Below are 17,848 nucleotides of genomic sequence, written 5' to 3' on the forward strand. Positions count from 1 at the left end.
AACGAGAGAGCTCCATGATCACCTTCACCGACGCGCTGGTCCTGCCCGTGTCCGCGGACCCGGCGGCCCCGGCCTGGTTCCACGGCTGGGTCCACGTGGACGCCGCCGGCGTCATCGCCGGACTCGGACCCGGCGACCCGCCACCCGGCCTGCCGGGCACAGTCCACGACCTGGGCGGCGCCATCCTCGCGCCCGGGTTCGTCTCCGCGCACAGCCACCTGTTCACCGCCGGCATGCGCGGCACCGCCCCCGACGACACGCTCTACGGCTGGGTCTCGACGATGGGCGAGATGATGGTCGGGGCGGAGGCGGAGGACCTGTACTGGTTCACCCTCGCCGGCTGCCTGGACTTCCTGCGCAACGGCGTGACCAGCGCCTACAACTTCACCCAGAGCCGGGTGGTGGCGGTGTTCGACCACTCCACCTCGACCCTGGTCGCCGAGCGCGTCCACGACGTCGACTTCCTCACCCGGCAGATCGACGCCCAGGCCGACGCCGGCCTCCGGTGCGTCACGTCCACCCGGCTCGACGACGAGCAACTGCCCGAGGCCGAGTGCTTCGACGCGTTCGCCCACGTCACCGAGCACCGGCTGCGCACGGTCCCCCGGGAACTGGATCTGGGCGGGTCGGTGTTCGGGTCGGTGCAGTGGTCGTCGTCGCCGGTCACCGCCGAGCGCGAACGCCACGCCATGGCCACCCACGGCGTGGGCAACCAGGCGCACTTCGTGGAGACCGCCGAGCACCTCGAGGTGCAGCGGGCCAAGTTCGACTGGTACGACCGCGCCGGGGTCCTGGGCCCCGAGTTCGCGTTCGGGCACTTCGTCCACCCCACCGACCACATGGTCCGCCGGGTCGCCGAGACCGACTCGGCCGTGATCTGGCAGGCCACCTCCAACGGCCGGCTGGGCTCGGGCATCGCCGACATCACCCGGTACCGGGACGCGGGCATCCGCGTGGGGATGGGCCTGGACGACCAGTCCTGCACCGACCTGTCCGACCCGTTCCAGAACATGCGGATCGGCCTGTACACCCAGCGCGCCGTCCACTCGGATGCCGCGGTGCTGGCCGCCCGCGAAGTCCTGCGGATGCACACCCTGGGGGCCGCGGAAGCACTCGGCCTGTCCGGCAGGGTCGGCAGCGTGGAGGTGGGGAAGTACGCGGACCTCGTCGTCGTCGACCCCACCAGGCCCGCGACCGGGCCGATCTGGGATCCCGTCGCCACCTACGTTCTGGCCTGCTCGCTGCGCAACCTCACCCACGTCTACGTGGGCGGACGACTGGTGGCGGAGGGCGCGCGCAGCCTGCATCCGCTCGCCGACGAGGCCGACGCGCAGCTCACCGAGCGCATGATCCGCTCGGCCCGCGCGCGCGGCTTCGCGCCGGCCTTCCACAGCCCCACCTTCCACCGCTCCACCTTCCACAGCCCCACCAGCCCGATCGGAGCCTTCTGATGACCCCGCCCCTCGCGACCCCGGCCACCGGCCGGCCGGTCCTCATCGAGAACTGCGCTGTCGTCACCATGGACGGCCCGGGAGTCGCCGGGGCCGAATACACCGACGGGCACGTGCTGCTCGACGGCGGGCGGATCGTGGCGGTCGGCCGGGGGCGGTGCGACCCCGCGTCGGTCCCGGCCGACGCCGAGCGGGTCGACGGCACGGGCTGCGTGGCCACGCCCGGCCTGGTCAACACCCATCACCACCTGTACCAGTGGCTCACCCGGGGCCTGGCCGTCGACTCGACCCTGTTCGAGTGGCTCACCACGCTGTACCCGGTGTGGGCGGGGATCGACGCCGACGACGTACGCACCGCCGCGCTCGGTGGACTGTCCCACCTGGCGTTGGGCGGCTGCACCACGACCACCGACCACCACTACGTGGTTCCCGCCGACGCCGGGGACGTGTTCGCCGCCGAGATCTCCGCGGCCGCCGCGGTGGGGCTGCGGTTCCACCCGACCCGCGGGTCCATGGACCTCGGTCGGCGCGACGGCGGGCTGCCGCCTGACTCAGTGGTGGAGAGCACCGACGCGATCCTGGCCGGCACGGCCGACGTCATCGACCGGTTCCACGACCCCGCGCCCGACTCGATGTGCCGCATCGCGGTGGCACCGTGTTCGCCGTTCTCGGTGACGGGCGACCTGATGCGCACCAGCGCCGAACTCGCCCGCGAGCGGGGCGTGCGCCTGCACACCCACCTGGCCGAGACCGACGACGAAGAGGTGTTCTGCCGCGAGCGCTTCGGCAGCACGCCGATGGAGTACATGGAGTCGGTGGGCTGGGTGGGCCCGGACGTGTGGTTCGCGCACACCGTGCACCTCGACGACCCGGCGATCGCCGCGATGGCCGCCGGCGGGATGGCGGCCGCGCACTGTCCCGTCTCCAACGGCCGCCTGGGCGCCGGGATCGCGCGGGTGCCGGACATGCTCGCCGCCGGGATCCCGGTGGGGCTGGGCGTCGACGGCTCGGCGAGCAACGAGTCGGGCGTGCTGCGGGAGGAGATGCACACTGCCTTGTTGTTGGCCCGCGGTGTCGGCGGACCCCGGGCGATGGACGTGCGTACCGCGCTGCGGATGGCCACCGTCGGCGGGGCCACGGCGCTGGGCCGCGACGGCGAGATCGGCCGACTGGCACCCGGGTACCTGGCCGACGTCGCACTCTGGCGACTGGATACGCCCGCGCTGGCGGGGATCGACGATCCCGTCGCCGCCCTCGTCCTGGGGTCGCGGCCGCCGATGGCGGGGGTGTGGGTCCAGGGCCGACGGGTCGTGGACGCGGGCCGGGTCGTGACCGTGGACGCCGAGGCGGTGTCCCGCGACGTGGTGGCCGCCCGCCGGCGACTGCTCGCGAAGGCGGGGTGAGGGCGGTGGATCTGGTGACGGTCACCGAGCTGCACCGGCCGCGGGACCGGGTCGACGTGCACGCCGCCCTGTTGGCCGGGGCGACGCCGCTGGCCGGGGGCACCGCGCTGCACGGCGAACGGCACGAACACCTCGCCGGGTTGGTGGACCTGGTCGACCTGGGGTGGCCGGACCTGGAGCGCCTGCCCGACGGGGACCTGAGGGCCGGCGCCACGGCCTCGCTTCGGACGGTCCTCGACCACCCGCTCACCGCGTCGATCCGGCCGTTCCTCCACGACACGTTCTCGTGCCTGCTCGCGTCGTGGAAGATCTGGTCCCGCGGCACGTGGGGCGGCAATCTGTGCGCGGCGCTGCCCGCCGGCGCCGGCACCGCCGCGGCGTGCACGCTCGGCGCGGTCGCGGAGATCTGGACGCCCGACGGTGACACCCGCACGGTGCCGGTGGCGGAGTTCGTCACCGGGCCGGGAACCACCGCCCTGACGACCGGGGAGGTGTTGCGCGCGCTGCGGTTCCCCGCCGCCCGGCTGCGGTCGAGGTACGCGGTGCGCAGGTATTCGCTGGTGCCCAGCGGTCGATCGGGTGCGTTGGTCACCGGGCGGCTTGACCCGGACGGGCGGTGCACGCTCGTGGTGACCGCCGCGGTGCCCGCGCCGGAGGTCCTGGTGTGGGACCGCCCGGTCACCCCGGCCGAGGCCGCCGACGCCGTGCGGGCGCTGCCGCGTTGGTACTCCGACCCACAGGGAGATCCCCGGTGGCGCCGGCACGTGGCCGGCCTGGGCGCCGCCGCCGTGGTGGAGGAGCTGGTCGACGGGCCCAGAGGAGAGGAGCGGTGATGAGAGTCGTCATCGACGGTAGGGACACCGAGCTCGACCCCAGGCCGGGGCAGTGTCTGCGCACGCTGCTGCGCGAATCCGGTGTGCACGCGGTGAAGAAAGGTTGCGACACCGGCGACTGCGGTGCGTGCACCGTGCTGGTCGACGGGGTGCCCACGCACTCATGCGTCCTGCCCGCCCACCGCGCGGAGGGCGCCGAGGTGCGCACCGCCTCCGGCGTACCGGACGAGGTCCCCGAGGCGTTCGCCGCCGCGGCCGCGTTCCAGTGCGGGTACTGCACGCCGGGCATGGTCACCACTGCCACGGGGCTGGACCGGGCGCCGTGTGCCCGCGACGGTGGGCCCGCCGCCCGGACCGCGGCGATGAAGGGCAACCTGTGCCGCTGCACCGGGTACCGGGCGATCTCCGACGCGCTCGACGGCGTGACCTGCGCCCATCGGTCGGGCCGGATCGGTGACCCGGTGGCCGCGCCCGCCAGCGAGCGGGTGGTCCGCGGACGGGAGCCCTACACCCTGGACACCGACGTCACCGGGTGCGCTCACCTGGCGGTGTTGTACTCGCCGCACGCCCACGCACGGATCGTCCGGATCGACGCGAGCCGGGCCCTGGCGATGGAGGGGGTCGTGGCGGTGCTGACCCACCACGACGATCCCGGCGTCCCGTTCTCCGCCGCCCGCCACCAGAACCGGACTGATGATCCGGACGACACCCGAGTGCTGGACCGGGTGATCCGCTACCGCGGCCAGCGCGTGGCGGCGGTCGTCGCCGAGACGGCCGCGGTCGCCCGGCGCGCGTGCCTGGAGATCGACGTGCAGTACGACGTGCTCGAGCCGGTCTACGACCCCGAGGCCGCCCGCGCCCCCGGTGCCCCGCTCCTGCACGGCGATGCAGGCCCCGAGTCGCGCATCGCCGACCCGGCCCGCAACGTCGTGGCGCAGTTCCACGCCGAACACGGCGACCTCGCCGCCGGGATCGCCTCGGCGGCCCACGTCGTGAGCGGCACGTGGAGCACCGCGCGACTGCAGCACGCGCACCTGGAGACCCACTCGGTGATCGCCCGACTGATCGATGGTGGCCCCGTCCGCGGTGGCACCCTGGACGTGCGGTCCTCCACCCAGGTGCCGTTCCTCGTCCGGGACGAGCTCGCGCACATCTTCGGGTTGGACCGCCAGGACGTGCGGGTCCACGCCGCCCGGGTGGGCGGTGGGTTCGGCGGCAAGCAGGAGTTGATCGTCGAGGACCTGGCGGTGCTGGCGGCGCTGCGCACGGGTCGGGACGTGGTGTGGGAGTTCAGCCGGGAGGAGCAGTTCACCTCGGCCACCGTGCGCCACCCGTTCCGGGTGTCGATCACGGCGGCCTGCGACGACGACGGCCGCCTCACCGCTCTCGCGTTCGACGTGCTCGTCGACGCCGGCGCGCACGGCGGCCACACGACGGGCGTGATGTTCCACGCCGTGACCGAGTCGATGGAGCTGTACCGCAGTCCTGCCAAGCGGGTCGACGCCGAGTCGGTCTACACCACCACCGTCCCCTCGGGGGCGTTCCGCGGCTACGGCCTCGGCGAGGTGGGCTTCGCGCTGGAGAGCGCCCTGGACGAGCTCGCGGACCAGGCCGGTCTGGACCCGCTCGAGCTGCGCAGGCGCAACGTCATCCGGCCGGGCGACCCGCTCATCAGCGCTGCGGGACCGGACGACGAGCTCTCCCTGTCCTCCTACGGACTCGACCAGTGCGTGGACCACGTCGAGGAGGCGTTGGCCTCCGGCCGCGGGGACGCCGCCCCGCCCGGGTGGCTCGAGGGCCGCGGGGTCGCGCTGTGCATGATCGCCACCAATCCGCCCGGCGGCCACCACGGGTCCGCGCGGGTCGAGGTCGACGCCGAGGGCACGGTCCACGCCTATGTCGGCACCGCGGAGTTCGGCAACGGCACCGCCACCGTGCACACGCAGATCGTCGCCGAGGTGCTGGACGTGCCGTCGGACTCGGTGGTGTTGCACGCCTCCGACACCGACCTCCTCGCCCACGACACGGGCGCGTTCGGCTCGGCCGGCACGGTCGTCGGCGGCCGGGCGCTGCACCGCGCCGCCACGCGGGTCGCCTCACTGCTCCGCTCCGGCGCGCACCTGCCGGTGTCCGCGGAGGGGTCGGCCGACGGGCTCGGGCGCCAGGCCGCGTTCACCGTCCAGGGCGTCCGGGTGGCCGTGTGCCCGGACACCGGTGTGGTGCGCGTGCTGCAGAGCGTGAACGCCGTGGATGCCGGGCGGGTGCTCAACCCGCAGCAGCTCCGCGGCCAGATCGAGGGCGGCGTGGCCCAGGCGTTCGGCGCGGCACTGTACGAGCGGATGCTCCTCGACTCCGACGGCGCCGTGTCCAATGCGACCTTCCGCCACTATCACCCGCCGCGTATGGGCGACGTGCCGCGCACGGAGGTGTTCTTCGCGGACACCGTCGAGGCCGAGGGCGTGCTCGGCGCCAAGTCGATGTCCGAGGCGCCGTACTGCCCGGTCGCCGCCGCGGTGGGGATCGCGGTGCGCCGCGCCACGGGGGTCCGCCAGGACGCCATCCCGCTCACTCCCGACCAGGTGTGGCTGCGTTCCTTCGCTCCGGTCGAGATCGCCGCCGACGAGCCGGGCCCGGGCACCGCCGCAGTCGGGGTCGCACCCGCCGCGGCCGACCCGGGTGCGGACCTGTCGGCCCCCGCCGCGGTGGGAGGCGCGTCGTGACCCAGGCACCGCCGGCGCGCGTGCTGCACGTGACCGGAGCCTCGGCGGTGTGGACGCCGGGGTGGGAGACGGCCGGTACCCGGTCGGCGGGGCCGACGACGCCGGTGGCCTCGCTGACCTCGCTGACCTGTGTGGACGGCCGGGTGGGCCACGAGAGTACGGCGACGACGACGAGCTCCGCCGCCGAGATCCTGGACGCCCGCGGCGGGGTCATCACTCCGGGCCTGGTCAACGCGCACCATCATCTGTTGCAGAGCGCGTTCCGGACACTTCCGGGCACGCGGGGCGTGGCGATGGCGGAGTGGCTGGGCGTGATGCGCGCGGCGTACGTGAGCGCGGCCGTGGACCCCGAGCTGGTGTTCTCGGCTGCTCGGGTGGCGTTGGCCGAGTCGCTGTTGTGCGGCGTCACCACGGTCGCCGATCACCACCTCACCTGGCCCGCTGGTCAGGACCCCGTCGACCTGGCCGGCGCCGCCTTCGCCGCAGCGGACTCGCTCGGTGCCCGCCTGGCGTTCGTGCGCGGCACTGCCGGGGACGATCCGGACGCCGCCGCCGAGTCGGTCACCGCGATCCTGGCCGCGCATCTGCCGGACGCCACCTCCGGAACGAGCGCGGACGGGTTCCGGCAGCTCGCCGTCGGACCATCCGGCGTGCACGCCGACGGGCCGGAGACGTTCGCGACGCTGCGTGAGGTCGCGGCCCGGCACGGGCTGCGTCGGCGGACCCAGGCCAACGAACAGGTGGACGTCGAGCGCGCCGCCCGCGAGTACGGTCGCCGGCCCCTCGAGTTGCTGGACGAGTGGGGTTGGCTCGAGCCCGATGTCACCCTGGCGCATCTGTGCGACATCACGGCCGACGAGGCCGCGCTGCTCGCCCGCCGTGGCGTGACCGCGACCCACGCCCCGGGCTGCGACCTGCCGATGGGCTGGGGCGTCGCGCCGGTCGCGGCCTTGCTGGACGCCGGTGTCCCCGTGGGCCTCGGAACCTCCGGCGGCGGGAGCAACGACGCCGGCCACCTCCTGGCCGACGCCCGGCTGGCGATGCAGGTCGCCCCGCTGGTCGGCCGGCCCCTCGACGCTCTCGAGGTCCTGACCATGGCCACCGCCGGATCCGCGGACGGGTTGGGGCGTCCCGAACTGGGCCGACTCGACCCGGGTTGCGCAGCCGACCTCGTGGTGTGGGACGTCTCGGGTGTCGCCGACGCCGGTGTCGCCGATCCGGTCCGCGGCCTGCTGTGGGTCTCGCCCGGCCGCCGACCCCGGCATGTGGTGGTCGGGGGCCGCGTGGTGGTCCGGGACTACGAGCTGGTCACCGCCGACGAACACGCGATCGCCGCCGAGCTTCGCCCGGCGGGCCGCTGAGTCGGTCGGCCTGTGGGGTGCCCTGACCGGGTCCCGCAGGGCACCCCAGGTCAGGGCCCTGGGTCGGCTGCTGAGGCGGCGTGTGGGCTAGAGATGAACAACGGCGACGGACGCGCGATTGCCGTCGGCCGTCGAAGGGCGGCGCCCTGAGTTAGCCGGCCCGGGGGCAACAGTTGTCACCCCCCGGCCTGGCGTGCCCTGCAAGGGGCGCGCAGGGCAGGGCTGTTCAGGGCAGTGCTGTCCAGGGCACCGTGGTCAGGGCAGCGCTGTCCGGGCCGCTGGGCCGGTTACCTCCCCGGGCGGGCCGCTGAGTCGGTCGGCATGTGGGTCGGGCGGCCCCTGAACCAACGAGCCCGCTGACCTGGGGTGCCCTCGACGGGGCGCGCAGGGCACCCCAGGTGAGCGGCGTCAGGATCCGCGGTAGGTGCTGTACCCGAACGGCGACAGGATGAGCGGGATGTGGTGGTGAGCGGATGGGTCGGCGACCTGGAAGCACACCACCGCCTCCGGGTAGAAGCCTGTCGTGCCGCGCGACAGTTGGTAGGCGCCGGTGTCGAACGTCATGCGGTAGACCCCGGCCGGCACCGCGACGAGGTTCAGGTCGGGGCCGCGACCGTCGTCGTCGGTGACCCCGGAAGCGAGGACGGTGCCGGAATCGTCGGCCAGGGAATAGGCCAACCCGACAGCGGGGGAACCGGTGGCGGTGTCCAGGACGTGGGTGCTGACCGACATCAGAGCGTGCCCTCCTCGAGTAGGCGGTCCAGACGTAGCGAGTTGATGCGGGTCAGGTGCTCGCGGGTGGCGGCGAGGTCCTCCGCGGGGGTCATCGCCATCCGGCGGTCGACCTCGGCCAGGACCTGCTCCGCGGTCAATCCTGTCGCGCAGACGAGGAAACCATGCCCGAAGCGTTCGGCGTAGCGTTTCTGACCCTCGGCCAGGCGGTGGGCGATCTCGGCGTCAGCGCTGGCGGCGGCGCTCTGTTCTCTGGCCGATGCCTCACTCACCCGCCCTCGAGCACCGATCGGAGGGTGCGCGTCTACGGCGGCGACCACCTCGTCGTCGTCCTGACCGGCGAGGATGTCCCGCGCGGCGGTGTGTAGGGCCTCGGTGGTGGGGAACGCGCGGGCGTCGATCATCGCGCGCGCCCACGCCGCGGAGCCGGACAGGTCGGTGAGGACCGGCGCGAGCTGTTCCGCGTCGGCGGAGTTCAGGGCGTCCAGGCCCGCTGCCGGTGAGCGGGCGTCGGAGTCGCCGGGGGAGGGCGGGGTCTCGGTCATCGTGGGGTCCTCCTGGGGTGTTCCTGCCGGGTGCTACGGGTGGGCGGTGTCACCGGTGGGTGGTGAGCAGTTCGGCTGCGCGTTCGGCGATCGCGACGGTGGGGGCCTGGGTGTTGCAGGTGGGGATGGACGGCATGACGGAGGCGTCGGCGACCCACAGGCCGTCGAGGCCCCGGACCCGCAATTGGGGATCGACCACGGCCAGCTCGTCGGTGCCGATCCGGGCGGTGCCGGAGCAGTGGAAGAACGAACCGATGTTCTCCCTGACGAATCGGGTCGTGGCGGCGGTGTCCAGGCCGGCCGCGGGCGTGATCGGCCCCTGGGCGAGGTCGGCATAGGCAGTCGTCGCCACGAGGTCCTGCACCGCGTCGACCGCCTCGACCATCGCCGCCAGATCGGTGGGATCGGCCAGGTAGTTGGGGTGGAAGTCCGCCGGGGTGCCCGGGTCGGCGGAGCGGATCCGCACCCACCCCACGCTGCGTGAACGGTACAGGCCCGGGACCAGGGCGAAGACCCGGTTGCCCGACAGGTCGTGCGCGGCGTGCAGGGCGTCGTCGCCGCGGGAGCCGTGGGCCACCACCGCGTGCAGGTCCGGGCCGTGTTCGGCGTGGGAGGAGCGCCAGTTGACCATCACGCCGCCGCCGTTGCCGACCACCGGTCCGAGGTCGGCCCGCGCCCGGAAGTTCATGCCCAGGATCAGGGGGTGGTCCTGGAAGTTCTCGCCCACGCCGGGCAGGGCGTGGGTCACGGGAACACCCGCGGCGGCGAGGCGGTCCGGGTCGCCGATCCCCGATAGCTGAAGCAGACGCGGGGTGTCCAGGGCGCCTGCCGCCAGGACCACCTGGTCGGCGAGGGTGTCGACCGGGTCGCGCCGCCCGGGGTCGCGTGAGTCGACGAGGTGCCGTACGCCGGTCACCCGGGTGCCGGTCATGAGGACCGCGTGAACCGGGGAGTCGACCAGAATCTCCAGGTTGGGGCGGGCCAGCGCCGGCTCGAGGTAGGCGCGGGCGGTGCTCCAGCGCTCGAACCCGCCATCGGGGCCGATCACGGCGTTGTAGTCGGCGACGACGGCGCCCTCGTTGGACCCCGCGTTGGCGTCCTCCAGTACCGGCAGGCCCCGCTCGGCCGCGGCGTCGAGCAGCGCGTGGCCGATGGGATGCACCCGGGCCAGTGGCGCGACCCGCATCGGTCCGTCCAGTCCGCGGTAGGCGGGATCGCCTCCGGGGCGGGCCTCCGACCGGCGGAAGTAGGGCAGCAGGTCGTCGTAGCCCCAGCCGGTGGCGCCGGCCTCGGCCCAGGCGTCGTAGTCGGCCCGGTGGCCCCGGTACCAGAGCATGGCGTTGGTCGATGACGAGCCGCCGAGCACCCGGCCGCGGGGCATCGCGATGGAGCGGCCCAGGACGTGGTCGGTCGGCCGGGACCGGTAGCCGTAGTCGAGTCGACCGCCGATGAGCGAGTCCCAGCGGGCGGCGTCGAGGACCTCGCGCAGGCCCCGGTGGTCCGGGCCGGCCTCGATGAGCAGGACCCGCCGGCCGGGGTCCTCGGTCAGGCGGGCGGCCAGCACACATCCGGCCGCGCCGCCGCCGACCACGACCGTGTCGTAGTGCGCCGCGGGAGCGTGGACGACCGGCATCAGTTGTGCTCGCTCGGACCCATGATGGAGATGCCCTCGGTGGCCTCCACGTGGCGGACGAAGATGTACTTGTCCTCGCGGCCGTCGGAGTGCTTGCGGCGGATCCCGGGCTCGAGGATCCCGTCGGTCTTGGCCACCACCAGGTACGGCTCGCGGGCGGCCAGGCCCGCCGCGCAGTGCGCGTCGAACTCCTCGAGCGTCTGCGCGGTGTAGGCGTGGGTGATGCCGGCCCCGCGGGCGATGCCGGACAGGGACACGCGGCCGGCCGCGGTGTGGGTCGCCGGGCCGCCGATGGACTGGTACTGCTCGTTGTCCCAGACGACGATGAAGAGGTTCTCGGGCTGCTCGTTGGCGACCGTGGCCAGGGCGCCGAGGTTGAACAGCAGTCCGCCGTCGGTGTCGAGGGAGACGATACGGCGGTGCGGCAGACCCACGGCCAGGCCGAGCGCCTCCGGGGTGACGCAGCCGAGCTGCTGCTGGAACAGGCTCGCCTCGCGCATGTGCGGGGCGGCGTTGTACCACTCGTCGACCGCGCCGCCGAGGGACAGGATGACCAGTTCGTCCTTCAGGCGTGCCGCGAGAAGCGTCATGGCCTCGAAACGGGAGTAGCTCATGGGGGTTCCTTTCCGTGCTTCTCGGGTGCTCAGCGGACCAGGTCGCCGGCGAGCACGATCGCGGTGTGGTGGTAGGAGGCGTAGGCGGTGTCGTAGGCGCGCACGATCGCCGTCTCGATCTCCTCGACGTCCCGCACCACGGTGTAGGGCGTGCGCAGGGTCTTGAGCAGGGGCTCCATGGTGACGCCGTGGGGAATGGCCCACCAGTTGTTCTCGCCCATCTCGCCGCGGTAGCTCATGATCATCACCACCGGGATCCCGGCGCCCAGGCCGAGGCGGGCCAGGTGCTCGGTCGCGGCGCGCAGGCCGGAGTTCTCCATCACCAGCACCGCGCGCTTGCCGGACAGGAACACCCCGCCGGCGAGGGCGGCCCCCTCGCCCTCGTTGGTGACGGGGATGGTGCGGATGTCCGGATCGGCGTCCAGGGCCGGGTACAGCTCCTTGAGCAGCGAATCGGGCAGGTAGGTGGCGATGCTCACCCCGGCCTTCTTCAGGCCCCTCAACACTGCTTCGACGGCGTCGGCTCTCATTGGTGTGGTCCCTTCTCGTAGGTGGTCGCGCCGGGTGGCGGTCGTGCCTGGTGGCGGTCGTGCCGGGTCAGACCAGCGCGACGACGGTCTTGGTCTCCAGGTAGTTCTCCAGCCCCTGCGGGCCGTTCTCATAACCCCAGCCCGACTCCTTGTGGCCGCCCTTGGGCAGTTCCGGGCCGAGGAAGGAGTGGCAGTTCACCCACACGGTTCCGGCCTGCAGTCGGGCGGCCACGCGGTGCGCGGTGCTCAGGCCCTCGGTCCACACGCTCGCCGCGAGGCCGTACCGCGAGTCGTTGGCCCAGCCGATGACGTCGTCGACGTCGTCGAATGGGGTCACCACGGCGACGGGCCCGAACACCTCCTCGCGCATCAGCCGCATGTCGGCGCGCACGTCGGTCACCACGGTGGGGGTGTAGAAGGTGCCGACCGGGCCGGTGAGCTCCCCGCCGCCGGCCACGGTCACCCCGTCGCGGCGGCCCTCGTCGATGAACGAGGCGACGCGCTGCGCCTGGGTCCCGCTGACCAGCGGCCCCAGGTCGGCGTCGGGATCGAGGCCGTGCCCCAGGCGGAGTCTGCTGCCGAAGGCCGCCATGCCGTCGACGACGTCCCGGAACACCGAGCGGTGGGCATAGACGCGGGCGCTGGCCACGCAGACCTGCCCGCCGTTGTCGAAAATGCCCCGGGAGATGCCCTCGACCGCGGCGTCGAGGTCGGCGTCGGGCATCACCAGCGCGGGGGACTTGCCCCCGAGCTCGAGGGTGCAGCGTTTGAGGTCGGCCGAGGCCGTGGCCACCAGCTGCTTGCCGACGGCGGTCGAGCCGGTGAACGCGATCTTGTCGACCCCGCGGTGCTCGGCGAGGGCCTGGCCGGTCGCGGCGCCCAGACCGGTGACGATGTTGACCACGCCGTTCGGCACCCCGGCCTCCTGCAGCAGCCGGCCCAGGTACAGGGCGGTGAGCGAGGTGTTCTCGGCCGGTTTGAGGACGATCGTGCAGCCGGCCGCCAGGGCGGGGGCGAGCTTCATGGCGGCCATGATCAGCGGGGAGTTCCACGGGACGATCGCGGCGACCACGCCGACGGGTTCGCGACGGGTGTAGGCGAGGACCTGCTTGCCCGGTGGGGTCCGGCCCAGGGAGGTGGGGATGGTCTGGCCGAGGATCCGGGTGGGCCAGCCCGCGTAGTAGCGGAACTGGTTGATCGCCGCCGGGACCTCGCCGAAGCGTGAGGTCCGCAGGTTCTTGCCCTGGTCGAGGGTCTCGAGTTCCGCGAGGTCGTCGAGATGGTCCTCCATGAGGTCGGCGATGCGCCAGAGCAGCGCGCCCCGGTCGGCCGGGGTCATGGTGGCCCACGGGCCGTCGAGCGCCGTGCGGGCGGCGGCGACCGCGCGGTCGACGTCCTCCCGGTCCGCGCACGCGATGTCGGCGAGGTGGGTTCCGGTCGCGGGGTCGACCGTGGGCAGGGATCGGCCGGTATCCGGTTCGAGCCACCGGCCGTCGATGAGCAGGCGACCGGGGGTGTCGGAGAGGAAGCGGGCCACCCGGTCTCGGTAGGCGATGGCGGGGATCTCGATCGTCATGGGGGTTCTCGAATCCGTGGAGGTGGGTGGGGGAGACGCGGGAAGGGCGGCGGTCAGCCGTGGAACAGTCCCGCGGGGTCCTGCTGGGTCTCGAGCCAGGCGGAGCGGCGGTCGAACAGGTCGGGGACCAGGGATCGGACACGCTCGATGAGCTCGGGCAGGTCGGCGTTGACCAGCCGGCCGTCCCGGACCACGATCTCGCCGGCGACCATGGTCAGGTCGACATCGGAGCCGCGGACGGCGTGGACGAGGTTGTGGTGCAGGTTCGCGTAGGACCCGTCGGGCAGCAGCGGGGTCATCCGGGGGGTGTCGGTACGCACGGCGATGAGGTCGGCCGCGCGGCCCACCGCCACGGCCCCCAGCTCGTCGCCCCGCCCGATCGCGGCCGCGCCACCGCGGGTGGCCATGCGCAGGACCTCCCAGGAGTCCATGGCGGCCGCGTCCATGGTGCGGAGCTTGCCGAGGAGGGAGGCGGCCTTCATCTCCTCGAACATGTCGAGGTTGTTGTTCTCCTTCTCCCCGTCGGTCCCGAGCCCCACGTTGACACCGGCGGCGAGCATGTCGGCGACGGGGGCCATCCCGCTCGCCAGCTTCATGTTGGACACCGGGTTGTGGGACACGCCCACCCCGCGCTCGGCGATGAGGTCGATCTCGGACCGGTCCAGCCACACGGCGTGGGCGATCAGCGCGCGTGGGACGTCGAAGAACCCCAGCTTCTCGAGCGCGAACATCGGCCGGGCGCCGTACCGCGCCCGGAAGTCCGCCAGCTCGACCTCCGACTCGCTGCAATGCGTGTAGAGGCCGGTGTCGTAGTCGCTCGCCATGTCGATCGCGCGCTGCTGGCCCGCCGCGTCGGCGTAGAAGGGGTGCTCGAGGCCGACCCACGGCATGATGCGTCCGCCGGCCGCGCCGGTCCACTCCCGAAGCATCCGCTCGTTGTCATCGAGGGTGTCGAAGTAGTCGAAGTCGGGGTGTTCGCCCACGTAGTTGACGGTCACCACGCGGTTGCCCAGCGTGGAGGCCGCGCGGGCGGCGCCGTCCATGTACCGCCACATGTCGACGACGGTGGTGGTGCCGGCGAGCAGGCCCTCCGCGTAGCAGAGCCACGCCGCCGCCTCGGCTTCCTCGGGACGCAGGACCCGGTGCATGGGGTCGATGTGCAGCCGCAGCCACTCCCAGACGGGCAGGTGCTCGGCGGTGCCGCGCAGCATGCCCGAGTGGTGGTGGGCGTTGATCAACCCTGGCATGAGCAGACGGTCGGGCAGGTCGACCCGCTCGGCTGACGGGTGGGTCAGCGCGAGCTCGCCGGGGTCGCCGATGGCGGTGATCACGCCGTCCGTGACCAGGACGGCGGTGTCCGAGAGGACCGTGAGGTCCTGATCCATCGTGACGACGAGATCGGGGACGAGGAGGCGCTGGGTGGTCATGTCTGACTCTCTTCTGTCGGCTATCGCCGATAGTAGGAGTCAATAATTTATTGCTTGTGGCTATAGAGTTACGGCCGTGTTGCGGCGTGCGGGGCGCGCGATCGGACCGTGCCGGGCGTGGCCGCTCAGCGGTCGCCGGCGTAGACGAGGAAGATGCGCACTGGGTCGTCCCCGACCACTGACCAGCGGTTACGCAGCCCTCCCGGGTGGGTGAGTGCGTCGCCGGGCCCCAGTTCGTACGGGTCCATGCCGTCGAGGTCGACGGCGATGGTGCCCTCGATGACGTAGACGCTCAGCTCGCCGTCGGACTCGAACCAGTCGCCCAGGTACTGGCCCGGCCGGATCCGGTACTCCTGGACGTTCGCCAGCCCCTTGGACACCACGCGCGTGGTGCCGGCGTTCTCCTTCTCGCTGATCGGCACCCAGGTGGCCTCGGCGGCGCGCGAGAGGTGGACCGGCGCCGGATCCGGCTCGGCCGGCAACAACTCGGCGGGAGAGATCCCGAGAACCTTGGCGATCCGGTAGAGCGTGGCCAGGGAGGGCATGGTCTGTCCGGCCTCGATCTGGCTGAGGAACGGCTGGCTCATCTCGGCCGCGGCGGCGAGTGCGCGCATGGAGAGCTTGTTGGCGGTGCGCGCCTCGCGGATCGCACGGCCGAGGGACGCACTGATGAGGGGCTCGACCGGGGCCTGTCCGGCGCGGCGGTGGGAGTGGGGCACGGGTCGACCATAACCGGGCGGGTCCACGAGCGGGCGAGTCGAAACGCGGCCGTAACGCGATAGATGCCTACTAATAAATATTGCTTCCTACGATCACCACAGTGAATCGGACGAGCCGTCGAGACGCGCTCGTCGCCACGAGCACGACACCCCGCCCCACCAATTCCAACAGGGAGAACCCATGTCGCTGACGACGCTGTCACCTGCGGAGACCGACACCGCCCCGGAGCCGCTCCCGCTGCCCCGAGGGCTCACGTTCACGCCCGATGACTGGCAGATCCTGGCCCGCTACTGGTACCCGGTCGCCACGTCCGGTGAGGTCACCGGCGGACCCCTGGGTGCGACCCTGTTGGACGTGCCGTTGGTGGTCTACCGGGTGGGTGGCAAGGAGAACGGTGAGGTGGTGGTGGCCGACGACCTGTGTCCCCATCGTGGGACCAAGCTCAGCCTGGGGGAGGACCAGGGCGACGACGAGGGCATCCGGTGCCCCTACCACGGGCTGAGATTCGGCTCGGGCGGGAAGTGCACCTCGATTCCCGCACATCCGGGAGACAAGATCCCCGCCCGGATGCACCTGCGTTCCTACGCCGCGGTCGAGAGGTACGGCCTGGTGTGGACCTCCCTGGCCGCGGCCCCCGGGGACGAACCGGCGATCCCGCCCGTCCCGCACTGGGACGAGCCCGGCTTCCAGCAGATCAACTGCCCGTGGATCGACATCGAGGCGTTCGCCGGCCGTCAGATCGAGGGTTTCCTCGACGTGGGCCACTTCGCCTTTGTCCACCACGAGACGTTCGCCGACCCCGAGAACCAGGTGGTCCCCGAGTACATGCCGGTGCCGACCGCGGACGGGTTCGAGTCCGAGTACTGGTCGACGGTGTCCAACCTGCCGCCGGGGACCGCGCTCGAGGTCCCCGACGACTTCCTGTGGCTGCGGCACTACCGACTCCACGTGCCGTTCACCGGGACCCTGGTGGTGTTCTTCCCGGACGGCATCCGCCTCAGCCTGATGAACGCCGCCTCGCCGGTCTCGGCCACCCGGACCCGGCTGTTCGACGCCCGGTGCCGCAACTTCGACACCGACCAACCGCTGTCCGAGGTGTACGAGTTCAACCTGCAGGTCTTCAACGAGGACCGCCGGATCGTGGAGCAACAGAAACCCGAGAACCTGCCACTCGACCCGAAGTTGGAGGTCCACATCCCCGCCGACCGGTCCTCGATCGCCTACCGCCGGGCCCTGCGCGCCGCCGGTCTGTCCGAGTTCTTCACCGCATGAGCGCCGCCGGAGTACTCGACGTCGTCGTCGGTTCACTCACCGCCGATGGCGACCGCGTCGTCCTGGTGGAACTGCACCCGGCCGAGTCGGGGACGCGGTTGCCGGGCTTCGACGCCGGGGCGCACATCGACCTCCACCTGGGAGAGCTGACCCGGCAGTACTCGCTGGTCGGCCGTGGTGACGACACCGACCGCTACCTCGTCGCCGTGCTGCGCGAGAACGACGGCCGGGGAGGTTCGGTCGCCGTCCACGCACTCTCCGTGGGGGACCGGCTGACGATCTCGCACCCCCGGAACACCTTCAGGCTCGATCCGGAGGCCGACCACAGCGTCCTCATCGCCGGCGGCATCGGGATCACCCCGATGGTGGCCATGGCCGAGAGGCTGCACCGGCGGGGCGCCTCGTTCGAGATGCACGTGTACTCGCGGACGCCGGAGAGCCTGCCCCTGCGCCGCCACCTGGATAGCCGCGCGTGGCGGGACCGGGTGGTGGTGCACTACAGCGCCCACGGCGACGGGTTCCGGGGCAACGCCCAGTCGGTGATCCCGCGCCCGGCCCCGGGCCTGGCGCTCTACGTCTGCGGACCGCTGGGCATGGTCGCCTCGGCGACGGGATGTGCGGCCGCGATGGAGTGGCCCAAGGACGCGGTGCACACCGAACAGTTCGCCCGGGCGCAGTCGGTGGAGACCGCGGGGGAGGTGTTCACCGTGGTCGTGTCCTCCACCGGCCGGGAGCTCACCGTGGGCCCGGACGAGACGATCGCCGACGTGCTCCGCCGCGACGGCGTGGAGACGACCCTCGCCTGCGAACAGGGCCTGTGCGGATCGTGCTTGACGCCGGTGCTGGCCGGCATCCCCGACCACCGCGACGAGGTCCAGTCGCCCGCCGAGAGGGAGTCCAACGCCCTGATCAACGTGTGTTGTTCGCGGTCCCTCACCCCCTCGCTGACGCTCGGGGTCTGAGGCCTCGGCCGGGTCGGGTACCGCCGGGCCAGGTAACACTGCCGACACACGACGTCGCTAGCGTTCGTA

The 17,848-nt window shown here is 72.6% G+C and carries 15 protein-coding genes; 7 read left to right on the top strand and 8 right to left on the bottom strand.

Annotated features, from left to right (window positions below; genetic code table 11):
• Positions 1-14: 14 nt before the first annotated feature.
• From AC3DE3_RS15920 to AC3DE3_RS15940, 5 genes are all read left to right on the top strand, one after another.
• Complete coding sequence (locus AC3DE3_RS15920) at positions 15-1,451, top strand: amidohydrolase family protein (RefSeq protein ID WP_488370616.1); 1,437 nt, start codon at positions 15-17, stop codon at positions 1,449-1,451.
• Positions 1,451-2,854, top strand: a complete 1,404-nt coding sequence (locus AC3DE3_RS15925) for an 8-oxoguanine deaminase (RefSeq protein WP_488370617.1) — start codon at positions 1,451-1,453, stop codon at positions 2,852-2,854. The genes AC3DE3_RS15920 and AC3DE3_RS15925 overlap by 1 nt, the downstream gene beginning before the upstream one ends.
• A 5-nt stretch (positions 2,855-2,859) precedes the next feature.
• Positions 2,860-3,687 carry an FAD binding domain-containing protein gene (locus tag AC3DE3_RS15930; RefSeq protein ID WP_488370618.1) on the top strand — a complete coding sequence of 276 codons (828 nt, stop codon included), beginning with the start codon at positions 2,860-2,862 and terminating at the stop codon, positions 3,685-3,687.
• Complete coding sequence (locus AC3DE3_RS15935) at positions 3,687-6,407, top strand: molybdopterin-dependent oxidoreductase (RefSeq protein ID WP_488370619.1); 2,721 nt, start codon at positions 3,687-3,689, stop codon at positions 6,405-6,407. Before AC3DE3_RS15930 ends, AC3DE3_RS15935 begins: the two co-directional genes overlap by 1 nt.
• A gap of 104 nt (positions 6,408-6,511) precedes the next feature.
• Positions 6,512-7,768 (top strand): amidohydrolase family protein, encoded by a 1,257-nt coding sequence (locus AC3DE3_RS15940; protein WP_488370672.1) that lies wholly within the window; start codon positions 6,512-6,514, stop codon positions 7,766-7,768.
• 408 nt (positions 7,769-8,176) lie between these two features.
• Here AC3DE3_RS15940 and uraH read toward each other — a convergent pair whose 3' ends face one another.
• The 8 genes from uraH to AC3DE3_RS15980 form a co-directional block, all read right to left on the bottom strand.
• Positions 8,177-8,500 (bottom strand): hydroxyisourate hydrolase, encoded by a 324-nt coding sequence (gene uraH / locus AC3DE3_RS15945; protein WP_488370620.1) that lies wholly within the window; start codon positions 8,498-8,500, stop codon positions 8,177-8,179.
• A complete protein-coding gene (locus AC3DE3_RS15950) occupies positions 8,500-9,045 on the bottom strand; it encodes a 2-oxo-4-hydroxy-4-carboxy-5-ureidoimidazoline decarboxylase (protein WP_488370621.1) in 546 nt (181 codons plus the stop codon). Before AC3DE3_RS15950 ends, uraH begins: the two co-directional genes overlap by 1 nt.
• Positions 9,046-9,094: 49 nt before the next feature.
• A complete protein-coding gene (locus AC3DE3_RS15955) occupies positions 9,095-10,678 on the bottom strand; it encodes a GMC family oxidoreductase (protein WP_488370622.1) in 1,584 nt (527 codons plus the stop codon).
• Positions 10,678-11,292 carry a thiamine pyrophosphate-dependent enzyme gene (locus AC3DE3_RS15960; protein ID WP_488370623.1) on the bottom strand — a complete coding sequence of 205 codons (615 nt, stop codon included), beginning with the start codon at positions 11,290-11,292 and terminating at the stop codon, positions 10,678-10,680. Before AC3DE3_RS15960 ends, AC3DE3_RS15955 begins: the two co-directional genes overlap by 1 nt.
• A 29-nt stretch (positions 11,293-11,321) precedes the next feature.
• Positions 11,322-11,822, bottom strand: a complete 501-nt coding sequence (locus AC3DE3_RS15965) for a thiamine pyrophosphate-binding protein (RefSeq protein WP_488370624.1) — start codon at positions 11,820-11,822, stop codon at positions 11,322-11,324.
• 67 nt (positions 11,823-11,889) lie between these two features.
• Positions 11,890-13,398, bottom strand: coding sequence for an aldehyde dehydrogenase family protein (locus AC3DE3_RS15970; protein ID WP_488370625.1), 1,509 nt, complete (start codon positions 13,396-13,398; stop codon positions 11,890-11,892).
• A gap of 53 nt (positions 13,399-13,451) precedes the next feature.
• On the bottom strand, positions 13,452-14,825 hold the full coding sequence (locus AC3DE3_RS15975) for an amidohydrolase family protein (RefSeq protein WP_488370626.1): 1,374 nt from the start codon (positions 14,823-14,825) through the stop codon (positions 13,452-13,454).
• Between the two features lie 125 nt (positions 14,826-14,950).
• Positions 14,951-15,544, bottom strand: coding sequence for a helix-turn-helix domain-containing protein (locus AC3DE3_RS15980; RefSeq protein ID WP_488370627.1), 594 nt, complete (start codon positions 15,542-15,544; stop codon positions 14,951-14,953).
• A gap of 181 nt (positions 15,545-15,725) precedes the next feature.
• Between AC3DE3_RS15980 and AC3DE3_RS15985 the strand changes: the two genes are divergently transcribed.
• Complete coding sequence (locus AC3DE3_RS15985) at positions 15,726-16,817, top strand: Rieske 2Fe-2S domain-containing protein (RefSeq protein WP_488370628.1); 1,092 nt, start codon at positions 15,726-15,728, stop codon at positions 16,815-16,817.
• Positions 16,814-17,779, top strand: a complete 966-nt coding sequence (locus AC3DE3_RS15990) for a PDR/VanB family oxidoreductase (RefSeq protein WP_488370629.1) — start codon at positions 16,814-16,816, stop codon at positions 17,777-17,779. Before AC3DE3_RS15985 ends, AC3DE3_RS15990 begins: the two co-directional genes overlap by 4 nt.
• Positions 17,780-17,848: the final 69 nt, after the last annotated feature.

This window comes from Dietzia sp. IBK-p2-16D (assembly GCF_057773085.1).

Coding starts and splice junctions, on each gene's coding strand:
- AC3DE3_RS15920 (WP_488370616.1), top strand. CDS start 15: ATGATCACCTTCACCGACGCGCTGGTCCTGCCCGTGTCCGCGGACCCG.
- AC3DE3_RS15925 (WP_488370617.1), top strand. CDS start 1,451: ATGACCCCGCCCCTCGCGACCCCGGCCACCGGCCGGCCGGTCCTCATC.
- AC3DE3_RS15935 (WP_488370619.1), top strand. CDS start 3,687: ATGAGAGTCGTCATCGACGGTAGGGACACCGAGCTCGACCCCAGGCCG.
- uraH (WP_488370620.1), bottom strand. CDS start 8,500: ATGTCGGTCAGCACCCACGTCCTGGACACCGCCACCGGTTCCCCCGCT.
- AC3DE3_RS15950 (WP_488370621.1), bottom strand. CDS start 9,045: ATGACCGAGACCCCGCCCTCCCCCGGCGACTCCGACGCCCGCTCACCG.
- AC3DE3_RS15955 (WP_488370622.1), bottom strand. CDS start 10,678: ATGCCGGTCGTCCACGCTCCCGCGGCGCACTACGACACGGTCGTGGTC.
- AC3DE3_RS15960 (WP_488370623.1), bottom strand. CDS start 11,292: ATGAGCTACTCCCGTTTCGAGGCCATGACGCTTCTCGCGGCACGCCTG.
- AC3DE3_RS15965 (WP_488370624.1), bottom strand. CDS start 11,822: ATGAGAGCCGACGCCGTCGAAGCAGTGTTGAGGGGCCTGAAGAAGGCC.
- AC3DE3_RS15970 (WP_488370625.1), bottom strand. CDS start 13,398: ATGACGATCGAGATCCCCGCCATCGCCTACCGAGACCGGGTGGCCCGC.
- AC3DE3_RS15975 (WP_488370626.1), bottom strand. CDS start 14,825: ATGACCACCCAGCGCCTCCTCGTCCCCGATCTCGTCGTCACGATGGAT.
- AC3DE3_RS15985 (WP_488370628.1), top strand. CDS start 15,726: ATGTCGCTGACGACGCTGTCACCTGCGGAGACCGACACCGCCCCGGAG.
- AC3DE3_RS15990 (WP_488370629.1), top strand. CDS start 16,814: ATGAGCGCCGCCGGAGTACTCGACGTCGTCGTCGGTTCACTCACCGCC.